The sequence below is a fragment of the Sulfurovum xiamenensis genome, from assembly GCF_030347995.1.
GTDB lineage: Bacteria > Campylobacterota > Campylobacteria > Campylobacterales > Sulfurovaceae > Sulfurovum > Sulfurovum xiamenensis.
On the sequence record NZ_JAQIBC010000001.1, the window covers coordinates 248,584 to 265,397 of the forward strand.

General features: G+C 38.4%; 19 protein-coding genes. 9 read left to right on the top strand and 10 right to left on the bottom strand.

Going from position 1 to position 16,814, the window contains the following annotated elements; all coding sequences use genetic code 11:
- The first annotated feature begins 7 nt into the window (after positions 1 to 7).
- Positions 8 to 733: a tRNA pseudouridine(38-40) synthase TruA gene (gene truA / locus PF327_RS01315; protein WP_289400997.1), complete on the top strand. Its 726-nt coding sequence runs from the start codon at positions 8 to 10 to the stop codon at positions 731 to 733.
- Between the two features lie 66 nt (positions 734 to 799).
- Positions 800 to 1,153 (top strand): c-type cytochrome, encoded by a 354-nt coding sequence (locus PF327_RS01320; protein WP_008244019.1) that lies wholly within the window; start codon positions 800 to 802, stop codon positions 1,151 to 1,153.
- A gap of 16 nt (positions 1,154 to 1,169) precedes the next feature.
- On the opposite strand, the gene PF327_RS01325 is transcribed toward PF327_RS01320, so the two are convergent.
- From PF327_RS01325 to PF327_RS01335, 3 genes are all read right to left on the bottom strand, one after another.
- Complete coding sequence (locus PF327_RS01325) at positions 1,170 to 1,919, bottom strand: DUF2231 domain-containing protein (protein ID WP_289400998.1); 750 nt, start codon at positions 1,917 to 1,919, stop codon at positions 1,170 to 1,172.
- Between the two features lie 114 nt (positions 1,920 to 2,033).
- Positions 2,034 to 2,468 carry a protoporphyrinogen oxidase HemJ gene (hemJ, locus tag PF327_RS01330; RefSeq protein WP_038000202.1) on the bottom strand — a complete coding sequence of 145 codons (435 nt, stop codon included), beginning with the start codon at positions 2,466 to 2,468 and terminating at the stop codon, positions 2,034 to 2,036.
- 2 nt (positions 2,469 to 2,470) lie between these two features.
- Complete coding sequence (locus PF327_RS01335) at positions 2,471 to 4,027, bottom strand: endonuclease/exonuclease/phosphatase family protein (RefSeq protein WP_289400999.1); 1,557 nt, start codon at positions 4,025 to 4,027, stop codon at positions 2,471 to 2,473.
- Positions 4,028 to 4,276: 249 nt separating this feature from the next.
- On the opposite strand from PF327_RS01335, the gene PF327_RS01340 reads away from it, so the two are divergent.
- Positions 4,277 to 4,672 carry a hypothetical protein gene (locus PF327_RS01340; RefSeq protein ID WP_289401000.1) on the top strand — a complete coding sequence of 132 codons (396 nt, stop codon included), beginning with the start codon at positions 4,277 to 4,279 and terminating at the stop codon, positions 4,670 to 4,672.
- A gap of 113 nt (positions 4,673 to 4,785) precedes the next feature.
- Here the strand turns inward: PF327_RS01340 and PF327_RS01345 are convergent, their stop codons facing one another.
- The 3 genes from PF327_RS01345 to dsbD all read right to left on the bottom strand — a co-directional run bounded on the left by PF327_RS01345 (position 4,786) and on the right by dsbD (position 8,206).
- Positions 4,786 to 5,232, bottom strand: coding sequence for a YidB family protein (locus PF327_RS01345; RefSeq protein ID WP_289401001.1), 447 nt, complete (start codon positions 5,230 to 5,232; stop codon positions 4,786 to 4,788).
- 33 nt (positions 5,233 to 5,265) lie between these two features.
- The gene (locus PF327_RS01350; RefSeq protein ID WP_289401002.1) at positions 5,266 to 6,126 is read right to left on the bottom strand and encodes a CvfB family protein; all 861 of its coding nucleotides are present in this window, start codon (positions 6,124 to 6,126) and stop codon (positions 5,266 to 5,268) included.
- Positions 6,127 to 6,418: 292 nt separating this feature from the next.
- Positions 6,419 to 8,206, bottom strand: a complete 1,788-nt coding sequence (gene dsbD / locus PF327_RS01355) for a protein-disulfide reductase DsbD (RefSeq protein WP_289401003.1) — start codon at positions 8,204 to 8,206, stop codon at positions 6,419 to 6,421.
- Between the two features lie 100 nt (positions 8,207 to 8,306).
- On the opposite strand from dsbD, the gene PF327_RS01360 reads away from it, so the two are divergent.
- Positions 8,307 to 10,238, top strand: a complete 1,932-nt coding sequence (locus PF327_RS01360) for a thioredoxin domain-containing protein (protein ID WP_289401004.1) — start codon at positions 8,307 to 8,309, stop codon at positions 10,236 to 10,238.
- Positions 10,238 to 11,284, top strand: coding sequence for an FAD:protein FMN transferase (locus PF327_RS01365; RefSeq protein WP_289401006.1), 1,047 nt, complete (start codon positions 10,238 to 10,240; stop codon positions 11,282 to 11,284). Before PF327_RS01360 ends, PF327_RS01365 begins: the two co-directional genes overlap by 1 nt.
- Here PF327_RS01365 and PF327_RS01370 read toward each other — a convergent pair.
- From PF327_RS01370 to PF327_RS01385, 4 genes are read right to left on the bottom strand one after another with little or no spacing between them, the layout of a single operon-like run.
- Positions 11,170 to 11,613: an Aq_1264-related membrane protein gene (locus tag PF327_RS01370; protein ID WP_289401007.1), complete on the bottom strand. Its 444-nt coding sequence runs from the start codon at positions 11,611 to 11,613 to the stop codon at positions 11,170 to 11,172. The two genes, PF327_RS01365 and PF327_RS01370, sit on opposite strands and share 115 nt — an antisense overlap.
- Positions 11,610 to 12,083, bottom strand: coding sequence for an Aq_1264-related membrane protein (locus PF327_RS01375; RefSeq protein ID WP_289401008.1), 474 nt, complete (start codon positions 12,081 to 12,083; stop codon positions 11,610 to 11,612). The genes PF327_RS01370 and PF327_RS01375 overlap by 4 nt, the downstream gene beginning before the upstream one ends.
- Before the next feature lie 6 nt (positions 12,084 to 12,089).
- On the bottom strand, positions 12,090 to 12,617 hold the full coding sequence (locus tag PF327_RS01380) for an FMN-binding protein (RefSeq protein ID WP_289401009.1): 528 nt from the start codon (positions 12,615 to 12,617) through the stop codon (positions 12,090 to 12,092).
- A 14-nt stretch (positions 12,618 to 12,631) separates the two neighbouring features.
- Positions 12,632 to 13,888 (bottom strand): porin, encoded by a 1,257-nt coding sequence (locus tag PF327_RS01385; protein ID WP_008244063.1) that lies wholly within the window; start codon positions 13,886 to 13,888, stop codon positions 12,632 to 12,634.
- 326 nt (positions 13,889 to 14,214) lie between these two features.
- Between PF327_RS01385 and PF327_RS01390 the strand changes: the two genes are divergently transcribed.
- The 4 genes from PF327_RS01390 to PF327_RS01405 all read left to right on the top strand — a co-directional run bounded on the left by PF327_RS01390 (position 14,215) and on the right by PF327_RS01405 (position 16,814).
- Positions 14,215 to 14,412: a YgaP family membrane protein gene (locus PF327_RS01390; RefSeq protein ID WP_289401010.1), complete on the top strand. Its 198-nt coding sequence runs from the start codon at positions 14,215 to 14,217 to the stop codon at positions 14,410 to 14,412.
- A 115-nt stretch (positions 14,413 to 14,527) separates the two neighbouring features.
- Positions 14,528 to 16,063: a DUF1538 domain-containing protein gene (locus PF327_RS01395; RefSeq protein ID WP_008244068.1), complete on the top strand. Its 1,536-nt coding sequence runs from the start codon at positions 14,528 to 14,530 to the stop codon at positions 16,061 to 16,063.
- A complete protein-coding gene (locus PF327_RS01400; RefSeq protein WP_008244070.1) occupies positions 16,060 to 16,410 on the top strand; it encodes a hypothetical protein in 351 nt (116 codons plus the stop codon). Before PF327_RS01395 ends, PF327_RS01400 begins: the two co-directional genes overlap by 4 nt.
- Before the next feature lie 11 nt (positions 16,411 to 16,421).
- Positions 16,422 to 16,814: a CBS domain-containing protein gene (locus PF327_RS01405; RefSeq protein ID WP_289401012.1), complete on the top strand. Its 393-nt coding sequence runs from the start codon at positions 16,422 to 16,424 to the stop codon at positions 16,812 to 16,814.

Genomic DNA, 16,814 nt, shown 5'->3' on the forward strand with positions numbered 1-16,814 from the left:
GCTTTCTATGCGTGTAAAAGCTGTGATCAGTTATGATGGAAGTCACTATCAGGGCTTTCAAAAACAAAAATCTACCAAAATGACCATTACTGCTGCTATAGAGAAGGCACTTGCCTCTTTACAGATAGATTCACCTATCGTTGGAAGTGGAAGAACAGATGCCGGCGTACATGCTACCGGTCAGGTCATACACTTTGACCTACCGGATTTCTGGAGCGATCTGGAGAAACTCAAACATAATTTAAACCGAAAATTGACGGATATCTCTTTCAAACATATCTCGGTTGCAGCCAATGATTTTCATGCACGTTTCAGTGCGAAAAAAAGAGTCTACCGTTATGTATTTAAAACACACAAACCTTCTGTTTTTGAACATAAATATATTTCATATTATGAAGCATTCGATCCTGCTCTATTGATCAATGCACTCAAAATATTTGAGGGCGAACATGATTTTAATTTCTTTCATAAGACAGGTACGATTACACATACTACTATCCGGAAGATCTATCGTACCGATTATGTCGAACGTAACGGATATCACTTTATCTATTTTCAAGCCAATGGCTTTTTACGCTCTCAGGTACGTATGATGGTGGATGCGGCGATGCGTTGTGCCAGGGGGGATATGAGTATCACACAACTTCAAGAACAACTCACATGCCAAAAAAAACATACCACCAAACTTGCTCCTCCGGAAGGACTTTATCTCTCAAGAATTGTCTATGGATGACCCTTTTCTTTTTCTATCTACAATTTTTTGTTAGAATGTCATAACAATACAGCAAGGATATACCTTTTGAAGAAACTCTTTATTTTTACCGCCATATTATGCTTTTCTCATGCGAATAACGAAATGGAAGCACTCTACCTGCAAAATGGATGCAATGGATGTCATGGAATGTATGGAGAAGGTATGGGTGCATCCCCCAGACTGCAAGGGGTAAGGGAAGAGGTATTATTGAGAAGACTTAAAGATCTACAAAAGGGAAAGACCCGTTCTGCTTTTGGTACGATCATGGTATCATTTGCCAAAGCACTTGATCAAAATCAAACCATAGAGATGGCAAAGTATCTATCAAATCTGGAAACAAAAGTGGATGATGAGCGTTATGAAATAGAGTATACACCCGCCGGAGATGGCGGATCATAAGATAAAAGATGGCTACTTAATGTGTAGCAATTTCCGGTTGTACCATCTCTTCTGGCATGCCTTCTACTTGTAGTGTTTCCACTTCTTTTTTCACTTCAGTTTCAACACTTTCAGTAATAGTTTCAACAGGCGTAGTCTCTACAGCTGTTTCTGCTTCAGTCTGAGTAGTGTTTGTTTCTATGTTCTCTTCTTTCTCTGTTTCTACTGAAGCTTTCATCTCTTCGAGTTCTTCTATCGTTTCATCAAGTTCTTCTTGCACATCAAAGAGTTCATCATCGAGTACTTTAACTTGTGCAACATTTAGCCCATGTTTGTACACAAGTTCTCCACCCTCTTCACCTTGTTCAAAAATACCTGCAACAAATACGATAAGAATGAAGATATATATGACTCTTATAATACTTTTATCTGTAAGCATGGAGATTAATTTGAAAAGTAAAAGAACCCCTGAGGCCAACATCAGGTAGGTCCCTAAATTTTTGTGCGCAGCAAGAGCTTCTTTAGCCGCATCATTCAATGTAGGGTAAGCTTCGCTTCCATCCACCAGTCCTGTAAAATATGCGCCAATCGCTGCGAACACAGTGAAAAGAATCAAAAAGAAAGACATACCGCTGATTGCTTTCTTTCTCAACACTAAATTGACGAGCTCCAACAAGAGGATCACAACTGGTAGAGCGATCACGAAATGGTCTACCACAGGGTGCCATAAAACAGGGATATCAAACGGAAATTCTACTTTTGGTAATGAGATAGCTGGTAATTGCATACTATTCTCCTTTTCTAATATATTTTTGAAGAGAGGTTAAAAGCTCTCTGATGGTACGCACTAAAGCTTTGGTATATACTCAAGATTATAGTGATTGATTATAACACAAATGCATTAAAAGGGCTTAACTACTACCATAATCACAATAAATATCATAAGCAGGGTCGGTATTTCATTATAGATCCTGAAGTATTTGCTGCTTTTATAGTGTGGATCATCGATCAGTGTTCTTCGAATACTCTCTAAAGAGAAGTGATAGGCTATAAGAAACGCAAGAAGCAGCAATTTGGCATGCATCCATCCGCCACTTGAGAAAATGCCTGAATTCAGATAAAGCATAAACGCACCGGAGATGATCGTTGCCCACATAGCCGGCACACCTATATATTTAAAGAGTTTATACTCTTGTATCTCCACAATATCTGTAAATGCTTTCGTATCAGCATTTTCACGATGATAGATAAACAATCTCGGCAGATAAAACAACATCGCCATCCAAGAGACAAAGCTCATCACGTGAAATGCCAAGATCCAACTATAATATGCCATATTTACTCCCATACCTCAAAATCTTTTTTAGTGTATATCACTACTTGTAGCTTCTTATAATAACCAAGATGTGCATAGTGTATCTTTAGACGACTACCATTTTCAGGGGCAAGTTTCTTCTTTTTAAAATAGACTGGAACCTTTTTCTCATTGACATACAAAAAATTATTTTTATACATACCTGAGATCCCTTTAAGCACTTCGTTCTGTTGTATCTTTTTTGACATAAATGTATCACTACTCAGCATATATTGTTCATTATCTACAGCACCATTGTCTTTGACTCTATAGGCATGGGTGATCTCTTTTAATCCGTGATATGTTTTGATACCCTCTACAAGAAGATCATACCTATGCCCCTCTTCCAATCTGTCTGCACAACCGTATAAGTAAATACCTCGTCCATGTATACTCTGTTTCACTACGGCACTACGACCTCTTTTTAATACCACTACGACATTTTCAAGTTTGATCTTCCCTTCCAATGCTTCTATAGTATAGAGATCCTCAATACTCCTTATCTCTACTTTTTGTACATTTCTTTTTTTCTTTTCAGCGATATAAGGCGCTGTATCAAAATAGGCATACACAGGTAAATGGTCAGAATATCCTTTTGCCCTGTGTTTACCATTTTTATACTCCCACTTGTTGATGTACCCTTTCTTTGTAAAAAGATACGATCTCTTAAAAACTTTAAAAGAGTTGTTGACATAATCTACACCCTTCTTGTCAAACATCTGTTTGGGAAGTACGATCTGATCCAAACTGGATTTTTTTCCATAAAACTTATGGCTCCAACGCTGATCAACCGGTAACTCCTTCCACAATGTATAATGCACCCCTTTATCTGCTTTTACCATTTCGTCTTCTTCGACGAGATAGTCACCTACTTTGGTTTTCAGCACATCATTGAATGCTGTTTTACCATGCGTGTCGTTGATCTTATTCTCTAAAGTTAGATAAACATTATGATCACTGTTAAAATCTCCCAATATGATATACTCTTTTGTCTCTGGCATCTTTGCGATACGAGACTGCAAAGCCTTCGCATACTTGATACGTTTACTCTCATACCCTTGATAGGCCTTGGATTTCCAATGGTTCACAAACAATGTTAAGGGTTTCCCTTTTATATCTACCTCCACTTCCAATATATTTCTCACACCTGCAGCCACACTCACCTCAATGTCACTTTGTCTTTTTATAGGATAACGAGATAAAAGAGCCACCTGAATAGATGCATTCTTTTTATGAGTGATTGCCGAATATCTATAGGGGCATCCTACTCTCTTTAACCGGGTCATCAGCTGTTGAAGTATATGAGCATTCTCTACTTCCTGAAGCCCCAGTATATCTGCATCAAGATCACAGATGACCTCAGCAGTATGGTTCAGTTTGATGTCCACCATACGTTGTGTCCAATTATGTTTTACCGTGTAGTCATCATACTCCGTACCGACATACTCTGCATCAAAAAGGTTTTCCACATTATAAGTGGCTACTTTAAAAGGTTTGGAAAAAATTAATAGTGGCAATAAAAATAAAAGCAAGTATCGCACATAAACCCCATAGTTTTAATAACATTCTATCGAAGTATAAAAAAGAATATGATAAGTATGACATATTGCCATACAAAAAGTATAAACATTGAGATTCAAAACCTAATAAAGTTATATATTTTATAAGGTTTTGAAAACAAAATATTTCTGATATACTCTTTGCACTAAAATATTGTAATAGAAGAAGTTTTTATTGTTAAAAGGACTAAAAACTAAAACCTTAAAGGTTAAAAAAAGAGGAATGATAATATGGGAATGATAATTATATTATTTTTAGCAGGGGTCCTAATAATATCTGTAATATCCTTTATAAGAATATTTATATATATTCTAGATAAACAAATCGGATTAAAAGAAATACTATTAGGAATGATAACATCGGTTATAATATTTGGTCTAATTTCTTTAAGTTATATAATTGAAGGACAAGCTTCGGCGTTTAGTCCTGCTTTCAGGTTACCAATTATTATGGTTATTATTCCGTTTATTATCCATACTTTGACTGAGAAAAGTAAAAATACAAAGTTGGCTTATTTTTCACTAGTTCTTTTAGCGAGTATTGGAGTAACGACAATATTAGGAATAGCTTTAATCGACTTATGGCTTGGATTACTTGATCATTTAGGAATAGAAAAATATTATTAAGATTGTTAAAAAGCCAATTTTAATAAATTTTTAAAACCTTATAATCTAACATATTTTATATAGAAGGTTTTATAAGGTATGAGAGAAATTAGAGAAATATCTATCTAAACGGTTTAACGGAACATTTTGCTCAGCATCTCCATAGCCCCATTAGATCCACCTGTATTGGCAAGCATTTCATCCATAATCGTACCTTCTCCTCTTGTTGCCAGATCTACAACCTGGGGTATGACATTGGCTAAAGCACGTGCTGAACTCTCTTTGGATAGACCAAGATCATAAGCAAAGGTAGCCACATTTTCAGCACCCAGCAGTGTCGTGATCTGCTCCATGGAGATAGCTTTGTTCTCGCCGTTTCCTAACCATGATCCCACGATCTCACCCAGACCATTTTGAGACAACCCGCCTACAAATTTCACAAGATCAAGTCCTCCTGCTCCATTTCCTACAAGGGTATTGAGCGCATTAACGATATGATTCTCATCAAGTCCAGCGGTTGTATCATCACCATTGTTTTGTATCATAGAAGCTGCCGTTTTCAATAAATCTGCTAATTCCATATCTTTTCCTTTTCTCTTTCTCTACCCAGTATATTACAACAAAACAATTGCATCATCCAGCAATTCTATCTTTTTAGCTTCGATAAGTTCTGTCAGCGTACGTTTAAAATTCTTCTTACTCATGCCGAAAACCTTTTTGATCTCTTCGGCATCACTTTTATAGGTATAAGGCAAAGTGCCATCCGCTTCTTTCAATAATTGCAAGATAGTGCCTTCAGCTTCACTTATCTTTGCTTGTTTTCCAATGGGCTGTAACGAAAGATCCAATTTATAGTCTTTTCTCACTTTTTTGATATAGACTTGTTTACGGTCACCTACACGTATCTCTTCAAAGATCTCATTATCAAAAAGCATCCCCTCATACTGGTTGTCCGCTACAACTTTAAAACCTAGTGGTGTCTTAGCCAGAACAATGGCATCCAACTTTTTATTTTGATGCAGGCCACTCATGTCTCTGTTGAAATATTTCCCTATTTTCTGCGTACCATAAAGACGGCCCGTTTGTTCATCCAGACAGACACGTAAAAGATACTTTTTGCCGATATTAAAATACTCTTTTTGTTGGGAAAGAGGCACAAAGAGGTCTTTAGGGAGTCCCCAGTTTACAAATGCACCATAAGACTTATAGTCCACCACCGTAAAATAGCCATACTCACCCAATTTGGCATAAGGCATTTTAGTAGTCGCTACAGGGCGGTCTTCACTGTCTGTATAGATGAATACATCTATCAGTGCACCAATAGGCATCTCATCTTCCATGACGTATACATTCGGAAGCAGTACTTCACTGTCATCTTTTGCTTCTAAAAACAATCCGTAATCCGTATCTCTAGCAACTTCGAGGGTATTGATTTTTCCGATCTCTATATGTAAGTTTTTTGATTTTTCATTCATTTGTGTTATTCCGTTTCTTTGTATTGTGATATACTCACAATGTGATAGTGACATTATAGCTGAATAATGCACTAACCTGTACTATAATTTACTGCAGAAAGATAACTATCCTTCTACATATAAACCCCATTAGTATTTGTAATCAAACATCACCCAGTATTTATTCGTATCTACATAACTCGTTGCAGCATCACCTTTCGCATACATTGCACCTTTGAGCATCATAGGGGCCCTATAAGATTCAATAGAAAAAAGAAGAAAAATGCTTTATCATAGCAAGAAGCATGAAAACTTATTGCGTGATACGCTCCAAATGTGTGGCGAAATCTTCAGGAGGGATAAATCCTGTCAAACTTTTTTCAGGCAAGTAATTATTTGCTTTATCAAAAAAGATGATGTTTGGAGTACCGAAGAGTTCAAACTTCTTCAGTAATGCTTTGTCTGCATCCGTATTGTCTGTAAGATCTATCTTGATAAACGTGAATTTTTTAAGATGCTCTTGTACACGTGGATCGGGAAATGTGATCTCTTCGAGTTCTGTACATGCAGTACAAGACTTTTTCCCAAAGTCCACCACCACAGGCTTCTCTGATTCACGTACCTCTTTCATAAGTCGCTCAACACTATAGCCTCTGTGACTCTCTTTGTCTGCACTCATAGATGCAGTAGGTGTGACACTGGTTTGCACCTGTGTAAATTTTTCAAAAGGTCTGATCATTGAACTTGCACCACTGATACCGCCGATGAAGAGTGATACCCCGTAGAGTAAAAATACCATAGCCAATAGCTGAAACAGTTTCTTTGCACCATGTGTTGCACTGCTAGGATTAAATACTCCCATATAGAGTGCTGAACCTATCAACAACAATGCCCACAATATCATCGTAAGACTGTCCGGAAGTATACGTGAAAGCATAAAGATACCAAGACCCAGCATCATCACACCGAACGTTTGAGAAACCGCTGTCATCCATCCACCAGGTTTTGGCATAAATTTACCTGCTCCCAGTCCGACAATAAGTAGTGGCATACCCATACCTATACTCATGATAAAGAGTGCTGACCCTCCCAGAAGTGCATCACCCGTATGGGAAATGAACAGTACAGCCCCGCCAAGCGGTGGTGCAACACACGGCCCGACGATCAATGCAGAGAGCAATCCCATCACAGCCGTACCCAAGATACCCTTACCTTGGGCATTGTCACTTACACTGCTTAATTTCGACTGCCATGAAGCTGGAAGCCCTATCTCATAATATCCAAATAGGGAGAATGCTAAAGCCACGAACATCGCTGCAAAAAGCGTCAAGACCCAAGGTGTCTGCATCGCGGTCTGGATATCTGCACCGACCAGTCCCGCTATGATCCCTACCGCTGTATAGGTCAGCGCCATAGAAACGACATAGACCAAAGAGGTGAAAAATGCCTGGGCTACGCTTGGTTTTTCATTTCTTCCCTGCTGCGAAACGATAATCGAAGACAAGATGGGTATCATAGGGAAAATACATGGTGTCAAAGATAGCAATAAACCAAAAATAAAGAAAAGAAGTAAGATAAATATGGAGCTTTCATTCACTAGTATATCTGCTATTTTCGCTGTATTACCCTCATTGACGAGTTTAGATATCTTATCAAACAGACCGAGTTCTGCTCCTTTGAAATCAAAAGTTTTTTTAATCGGCTGATAACAGATGCCTGCATCTGAACACCCTTGAAACTCGATCTCAAGTGTGTAATCACCTTTAACTTTGGACGCGATCTCTTTGACAGGAATAGTGACAAGTACCTCTTTCTCATACACCATATCACCATCAAAATCATGTGCTTGTGGTTTTGTAACGGTCAATGCAACAGAGGAAGGAGAAATGATTCTATATATTAGTGAATTTTCATACACATGAATTTTATCTGCCATGTTGATCTTGGTTTCTATCACTTCATCTTTGAGTACTGCACTCACTTGGAATGCTTCATCCGGCGATAAAAACTTCTGTTTTTTCAGTACACTCTCAAACCCTGCAGATGCAAATGTACTGAAAAGGAAACTCAATAAGAGTAACTTTTTTACTAAATCATTCATTATTTTCTCTTTTATATTAAACTTTTATAGTATTCTATTGTACTATTCGTGTATACGCTGTGTAATATTACCAATAATTGGTTAACAATAAAGGTTAAAAATGGCAAATCGTCTTAAAAATGAGCACTCCCCTTACTTACAGCAACATGCTGATAATCCTGTAGACTGGTACCCTTGGGGAGAAGAAGCCTTTGAAAAAGCACGAAAAGAAAACAAGGCGATCTTTCTTTCCATAGGGTACAGTTCTTGTCACTGGTGCCATGTGATGGAAGATGAATCTTTTAAAGATGAAGCGACTGCGAAGATACTGAATAAACACTTTGTTGCAGTCAAAGTAGACAGGGAAGAGCGTCCAGATATAGACAAACATTTTCAGGAAGTTTACCAGCTGATGAACCAGCGTCCGGGGGGCTGGCCTACGTCCATCTTTCTCACACAAGAACGAAAGCCTTTTTACTCTGCTACCTATATACCTGATGAGCCACGTTATGGGATGATGAGCTTTTCAAGCCTACTCGAAGTCATCGCTGACAAATACAGCAAAGAAAAAGCTCTGCTTACCGAAAAAGCCGATGAGATACTCCGTTTTCTCAATCCTAAAGAAGATAGAATACAGGCTACAAAATTGGACCTCAGCATCATAGGAAGGGTTTCAGACCAGGCCAAACAACTCTTTGATAATACAAACGGCGGCTTTAACAAAGCGCCTAAATTCCCTCAAGCCTCGATGCTTGATCTACTCTTAGACCTCTACCGTATCACAGAAGATAAAGAGACACGTGACATGGCACTACACTCACTCACCTGTATGGCAAAAGGTGGATTGAGAGATCTTGTGGAGGGTGGTTTTTGCCGTTACTCTACCGATAATGAATGGCTCGTACCTCATTTTGAAAAGATGACATATGACAATGCCCTGCTGGCAGAAGTCTACCTCAAAGCCTATCATGTAAGTGGAAAGGATTTTTACAGATCTGTTGCTTTTGAAACGATAGATTTTATGATAGAAAAAATGAGTGAGGATGGTCTTTTCTACTCTGCCTCTGATGCCGATACGGAAGGAGAAGAAGGCAAATACTTTGTCTATACCTATGAAAAAGCGTTAAAGTCTTTTGATAAAGCAGGTATCCCTAAGGAGGAGCACGCTGCTCTTGCCGAGGCACTGCATATCACAAAAGAAGGAAACTTTGAAGGTAAAAACATTGTACGTATAGAGGATCCCACACATAACGATATCCCTTACTATGATGAAGCGATACAGGCACTTAGAAAACGTAGAGAAAAGCGTACTCACCCTTTCATAGATAAAAAAGTCCTTGTTTCATGGAATGCTATGATGATCAAAACGCTCTTCAAAGCCTCTCGTGCAGATAATGCTTATCTAAAACCAGCGCTCAGATCCCTGGATGCATTACTGAAGAGTATGTACATCAATTCTGAACTCTTTCACTCTACACTGATGGGTAAAAAACCAAAGATCAAAGCATTTTTGGAAGATTATGCCTATCTTGCAGAAACGCTTATTGAAGCCTATGAAAGTACACTTGATGAAACCTATCTTATGACGGCAACCAAACTGACGAACAGTGCCATTGAAAAATACTTTGTCCAGGGAAAATGGAAGTTCTCACGCGGAGAGTTTGAAACCAATGCGGACATCTATGACAGCTCCTATCCCTCTTCCGTTGCTACCATGCTCTCCGTGCTTTACAGCATCTCTTCTTTGGTAGATGTCGTCTATAAAAAGTTTGTCTTTAAAACACTCGAGATCTACTCTTATGATATCATGCGCCAACCTATCTCTACTCCACGTATGAGCCGTATGGTGATCCGTTATCTCAAAGATGATGTCATTATCAAAGCAAAAGAGGATGTCCTGAAAAAACATATAAAAGAGCTAGATACCCTCCCTCATCCTTTCTCTCTCTTGAAAAATGACACCAATGACGGTTTTATGCTGTGTAATTCCAACAGCTGTTTTGGGCATGAAAAAGATTTTAAAGGCATCATAGAAATTTTAGAGAAACGTTAATGCGCAGTCTCTTTGTTCTTTTATTTCCTCTGTTTATACTTGCACAAGAGGAACTGCAAACACGTACACAAGTACTTATGGGTACTTTTGTAAGCATTTCATTACCACCAAAATACAATCAGGAGATCACCCGATCATTTGAACTGCTCAAACGTATAGAAAATTCCCTCTCTACCTATGATGAGACTGCTGTACTGGCAAACTTGAACAAGGACCATCATGTAAAGTATGATCCTTATCTGGCTGAAGCCCTTACACTTTCAAGAGATTATTATGAACAAACTAATGGTTATTTTGATATTACAATTGGATCGATCTCCAAAAAACTCTATCATTTTGGCGAAGAAAAAACCTATTCACCCTCCAGACAAGCATTGCAAAGTGCGCATCTGGATATCCACGGTATCCAGATAGATAACAAGCAGATCATCACAGATAAAAACATCACCATAGACTTGGGTGGTATGGGGAAAGGCTATGGTGCAGATAAGCTTTCCCAATACCTTAACGAAAAAAATATTACAAAAGGGACCATCGCTCTGAGCGGAGATATCAGATGTTTGGATCGTTGTGAGGTTTATCTTCAGTCACCCTACTCTGAACAGACATTTGCCAAAATCCAAAGTAAAAACCCTCAGCTCTCCATTTCTACAAGCGGGACCTACAGGAGATTTGCCACCACACAATCAGAACATCACCTCATCAATCCAAAAACAGCTTCACAGGGCCGTGAATTTGTGTCCGTATCACTTTTTACCACTGCAAACAATGCAAAGATCGATGCCTATGCCACAGCACTTTCTGTCATGTCCAGAACAGAAGCATTGGCATTTTTAAAAAAAAATAAAGAGATTGGTTTTGTACTGGTAGATAAAGAAGGAAAGATACTTTATGGAAATTTAACCAATCTCCTTGACATAGAGTGGTTAGATTATAAGGAAAACCCGACCAGTCCAAGTATAAGTAAAAATAACAGTACAAAACCTGAAAGTGCTACGAGTTTGATCCATCCCGATACCACAAGTCCAAAGGCAATGGCAAAATAAGAAAAGATATCAAACAATGCAAAAACAAAGAGAAACATTGCCACGATCAAAGACAATTTTTGTGAAAATTTGGTACTGAATAACATAAAATGTGCTGTGACAAAGATCAGTGTTCCTATAGCAAAAAGATGCGGCGTAGCTACTTCTATCAGACCTTCTACACTCTTTTCTACAGGAGATGCTATGATATTTTTCAGTGTACTTATCACAGTGTCACTGCACTCTAAGCCCTGAGAAAGTAAAAAAAGCCATATTCCGCTCATTAAGATCAAAAGAACATAAATGAGCATATATCTGATAGGAAGACTATAGAGTGCTATATTTTTCATTTGAACAAGAGTTTCTTTAAAATGATAATAGCAACTATAGAAGCCAGCACATGCCATAGTACAAAACTGATCAACCACATAGCAGTAAATGACGGACTGACAAAATAGGCAAGTAACAATGTCATAGGTGCTAACATTCCCATGATAAAGAGAAGATGTACAACCCATTTTGTCATCACTTTATCCGAATAAAGACGAATATAGATAGAGGAAAGTATTAAGAGTGCAAAGAGTGTCATAAACAGATCAATATGCACTTGAAGCAGCAGTGAATCTATCAGTATTGGTTCTACAAAGTTCTCTACATCCCCAAAAAGTGTCACTGAAGCACTATCGATATCCAAACCGATAACATACGCGTGAAGCACTGCATCAAATCCAAGATAGAGAAATATCGCAAATACAACACTGCCCATCAGATAACTGAGTAAGGTAGAGTGTGCCAGATCTTTTGTCACTAAAAATTTCATAATCGATTACTTCAAAACAATTTCATAAATGGCTCTGGCTACTCTTGCACCTTCTGTGATCGACCTAGCAGAAAGAGTGGAACCACTGATCGTAGGGATATCTTTTCCTACGGTCAGTGTTGCCGACGCATCTCTATTCTGCAGTTGGCCCATCCATGTTTTGTTCGGTATGTACTCCGGTGGTTCGCCAAATGCCATAATTTCCGTAAATTTCAAGGTACCGCAGTTATCAAATGCATAGAGTACTGTGGCCTTCTTTCCTCTTACTTTTCTTGCTATCAATACCGCATATCCTAATCTTTCAGTTTGACTTTTAATATCGTAATAACGGTAAATTTTAGTTCTCACAGCTGCTTTCGCTCTGGACTGTACCTGAGAAAACTGTTTTTTTGTCAGTATAATCTGTTTTGGATCTATGGTAGTCACATCGGTAAATGAAGATTTGATCACATCATCTACAGACGCTTTGCTACCGGCAACACTGCTTTGGGACAGCAGTGTCCCGAGTAGCAGTGTAAACAAGATTTTTTTCATTGTGTATCCACGTATTAAAATATAAAGCCTAGACCGAAAGAAAATGTATTAGTATCTACATTATTCACTTCTTTCATCGCGTAGTCAGCTTTCAAGACCACCTGATCTGCAGGGAAGAAATTTAAACCGATTGTAACAATTTCTGTCTGAAATGTATCTTCATTTGATCCATTCACTGTCTTTTCTACAGGGTTAAAGTCTTGATACTGTGCAAAAACCGGTAATTTATAATCAAGTCCTACTAACGAAGAGACATCATAAGATGCATTCACATAATAACCACTTGCTTTTTCAACTGCATTACCACTTAACTTCTCTGCACCATCCAAGTTTGTCTGTGTGTAAAGCCCGTACATTGAGAATGGACCGTTATCATAGCTTGCATGGATATCAAACATTGTAGTGGTGAGTCCAGATACATCCTGAATTGGATCAGTTGCTTTTGGATCTTTAAGGTTTGAACCTTCGCCATAATATACAGAAGCACCAACCATCAGTCCATTGATACCAGTATAATCCACTCGTCCTACAAATGCAGGTTCAAAAGATGCATCCTTACTCGCACCGAGTCTACCTTCTCTTATCCATTTACTCTGAGTATCATCGCCTCTTGTATATTCACTGTTTAGATTCAATGCATTGATCATACCCACTGTATAGTCAATATCTGCACTGTCGAATCTACCATAGACCAATGCTCCATTTTCATGCCAAGTACTTGGAAGAAGGTGTTTTTCAATATCTGGTCTTTGTACTGTGTTGAAGAGTGTCGGTTCATGTCTGAGGTTTACCAGCCCCATTGGTGTAAGTACATGCCCGAGTCTTAAGTTAGCTTGCTCACTAAGTAAGAAGTCAAGATAGAAAAACTCTACAACTACTTTACCACCATTTCCAGCATCAGCACCATGCTCAAACTCTATCTCTGTGTTCAGTACGATCCAGTCATTGAATTTGTATCCAAAATAGGTAATGAATCTATAGACATCTGCAAAATCATCTCCATTATCAGGATTTGCATAGAACATCTCGCCATATCCACCTATAGAGAGTGGGTTTTTAGAGAAATAGACTTTAGAAGCTGCTGGTCCCATACCGCTGTATGATTTTTGTGTGTCTACCAGTGTAAAACCACCTGTTTGTGTAGCAAGTACCTCTTCTGTAAGTACTGTGTTCTGTTCTTCTAATGCTGTCACTCTCTCCTCTAGTGATGCTGCTTGAACTCCTGTTGCCAATATAGCTGCTAGGCTTAATGCCGTAGTTACTCTTTTCATTTGTATTCCCTTTTCTTTTTTTCATTTAAATTGATAATTATTATCTAAATTATTACCTAGGCGGAAATTTATCAAAAGAATTCTTAAGAGTTTATTAAATTGATAACAATTATTAAAATAAAAACAAAAAAATACTTTTGAATCATTTTCACCATTTCCTGTACCGTAGTTACAAATCAATATCATGTTGAAAATGAAAATATACCGCAAAATCTTTGTAGAGAGGTAAGATTACATATTCTATGCTACAAAGATACAACATGCGTTACACACTTACTCCCCACCACTATGTCATAATGGCATTATCATCATTAAAGGAGTCGATCATGACATGCAATATAGGAAAAGTAGATAGAATCATTAGGATTGTACTGGGTGTAGCACTACTGGGTTGGGGTATCATGAATAGCAATATCATTGCTGATGTGGTTGGAGGCGTACTTCTCTTTACTGCGATCATCGGATGGTGTCCACCCTATGCCCTGTTTGGGATCAATACTGGATGTAAACCGAAGAAAGATTAAGTTTTAAACCCTGAACTGTGAGACTTGAAACCATAGGATACAATTTTACATTTCTATCGAAGAAAATATACTTTTATGGCATATAATAATCTTATAATAGATATAATTTCTTTCTATGAAAGAAAGTTTAAATATATTTTACGGAGATCTAAAAAATTCTTTTAAAGATCTCCTTCCCATTATCATTGTCGTGGCGCTGTTTCAAGGTATTATCATCCGAACTGTGCCTGATAATCTCACTTCGATCATCATAGGTCTTACAATCGTCGCTGTAGGATTGGCGCTTTTTATCCGTGGTCTTGAACTGGGTATCTTCCCTATAGGTGAAGGATTGGCCATAGACTTTGCTAAAAAAGGCTCGGTCTTTTGGCTATTGCTTTTTGCTTTTACCATAGGATTTTCAACCACTGTCGCAGAGCCTGCACTTATCGCTATTGCAGATAAGGCTGCACTGATATCTAATGGTCTGGTAGATGCATTCTGGCTCCGTATGACCGTGGCGCTCTCTGTAGGTTTTGCCATTGCATTGGGGACACTTCGTATCTTATTGGGTCATCCTATCGCCTACTATATCATTACAGGGTACATCTTGGTCGTACTCGTAACATTTTTTGCGCCTAAAGAGATCATAGGACTGGCATATGACAGTGGAGGAGTCACCACTTCTACGGTCACAGTGCCACTGGTTGCTGCACTGGGAATCGGTTTGTCTTCAAGTATCAAAGGCCGTAACCCTGCCATAGACGGTTTTGGTCTCATCGCTTTTGCATCTCTGACACCTATGATATTTGTACAGATTTACGGCATTATTGTCTATAGTTTAGGAGAGACAAGCAGCGCAGCACCCGTTGTTTCAGAAGTAGTTGAAACTGTAAGGTCTGCAGCAACTGCATATACATTTTCTGCAATGGATACCTTTATGGAACTTCTGGGTGTGATCAAGGATGTTGCCCCTATTCTCATAGTCATATTCTTTTTTCAGTATCTCATTATCAAAAAACCTGTAGCACACTTACATAAAATAGCTACTGGTATCATTATGGTGATCCTGGGACTGTATGCATTCATCGTAGGACTTGAAATGGGGCTTTTCCCTATAGGAGAGACGATTGCCTTTCAGCTCACAGATATGGGCAACAACCTGCTTATTTATCTGTTTGCATTTCTCATAGGTTTCTCTACAACGATGGCAGAACCTGCTCTTTTGGCTATAGCAATCAAAGCAGAAGAGATAAGTGAAGGGAAAATTAAACAAAATATACTTAGAATGATAGTCGCATTTGGTGTAGCTATTGGGATTGGTTTAGGCTCATACCGTATCGTTGCCGGTGATCCGATACATTACTATATAATTGTAGGCTATATCTTTGTTATTATATTTACCTATTTCGCACCAAATTACATTATACCTATTGCCTATGACAGTGGTGGGGTTACTACTTCAACGGTCACTGTACCATTGGTGGCAGCACTGGGCTTGGGATTGGCAGAGAACATAGAGGGACGTAATCCATTGATAGATGGATTTGGTCTCATTGCCTTTGCCTCCCTGTTTCCAATGCTTACTGTGATGGGGTATGGTATTCATGCAGAGTATTATAAAAAGAGACAGAAGGTAGAACCATCCAATATTGAAGGAGAAGTATTATGAAATTTACAGCACTGATCGTCATCATACAAGATAAAGATGAAGAAGCCGCTATCGAAGCTGCCAAGGGAGCAGGAGCAGGCTCTGTGACCATCCTACATGGAAAGAATATCGGGCTTGAAGAGAAAAAGGTATTCTTTGGTCTTACACTTGAAGAAAATGTCTCTGTGCTGCTTTTTGTCTTACCAAGAAAACTCTCACTGCAGGTCATGCGATTACTTCGTGAAAAGTTCGATCTGGACAACCCGGAAAACAGTGGCTTGGCATTTACGCTACCATTAACGCATGTTGCAGGTCTTGATACAAAAGAGTTACACAAATTTGAACATGATATCAAATCGATGATATAAAGGAGAAATAGATGTTAGTAGAAAATGTAATGACACCTAAAAAAAAATTGATAGTGATCTCACCGATGTCTACAGTAAGAGAAGCACTAAAGTTAATGAAAGAACATAAAGTACGCTCTGTTATTGTAGATAAAAACACAGAAGATGGTGCCTATGGTCTTTTGACCTTTAAAAATATTTTACAAAGTATTGTTGCAGAAGATGGTGACATAGATCTGCTGAATGTCTATGACATCGCTACAACGCCGGCCTTCTCTGTCTCTGCAAAACTGGATGTAAAATATGCGGCAAGAATGATGGTACAAAACAGTATTAAACGTTTACTCGTCATTGATAATAATGAACTTTACGGTATCCTCACCATGACCGATATCATTGGTATCCTTATGGACAGCGTAGAATAA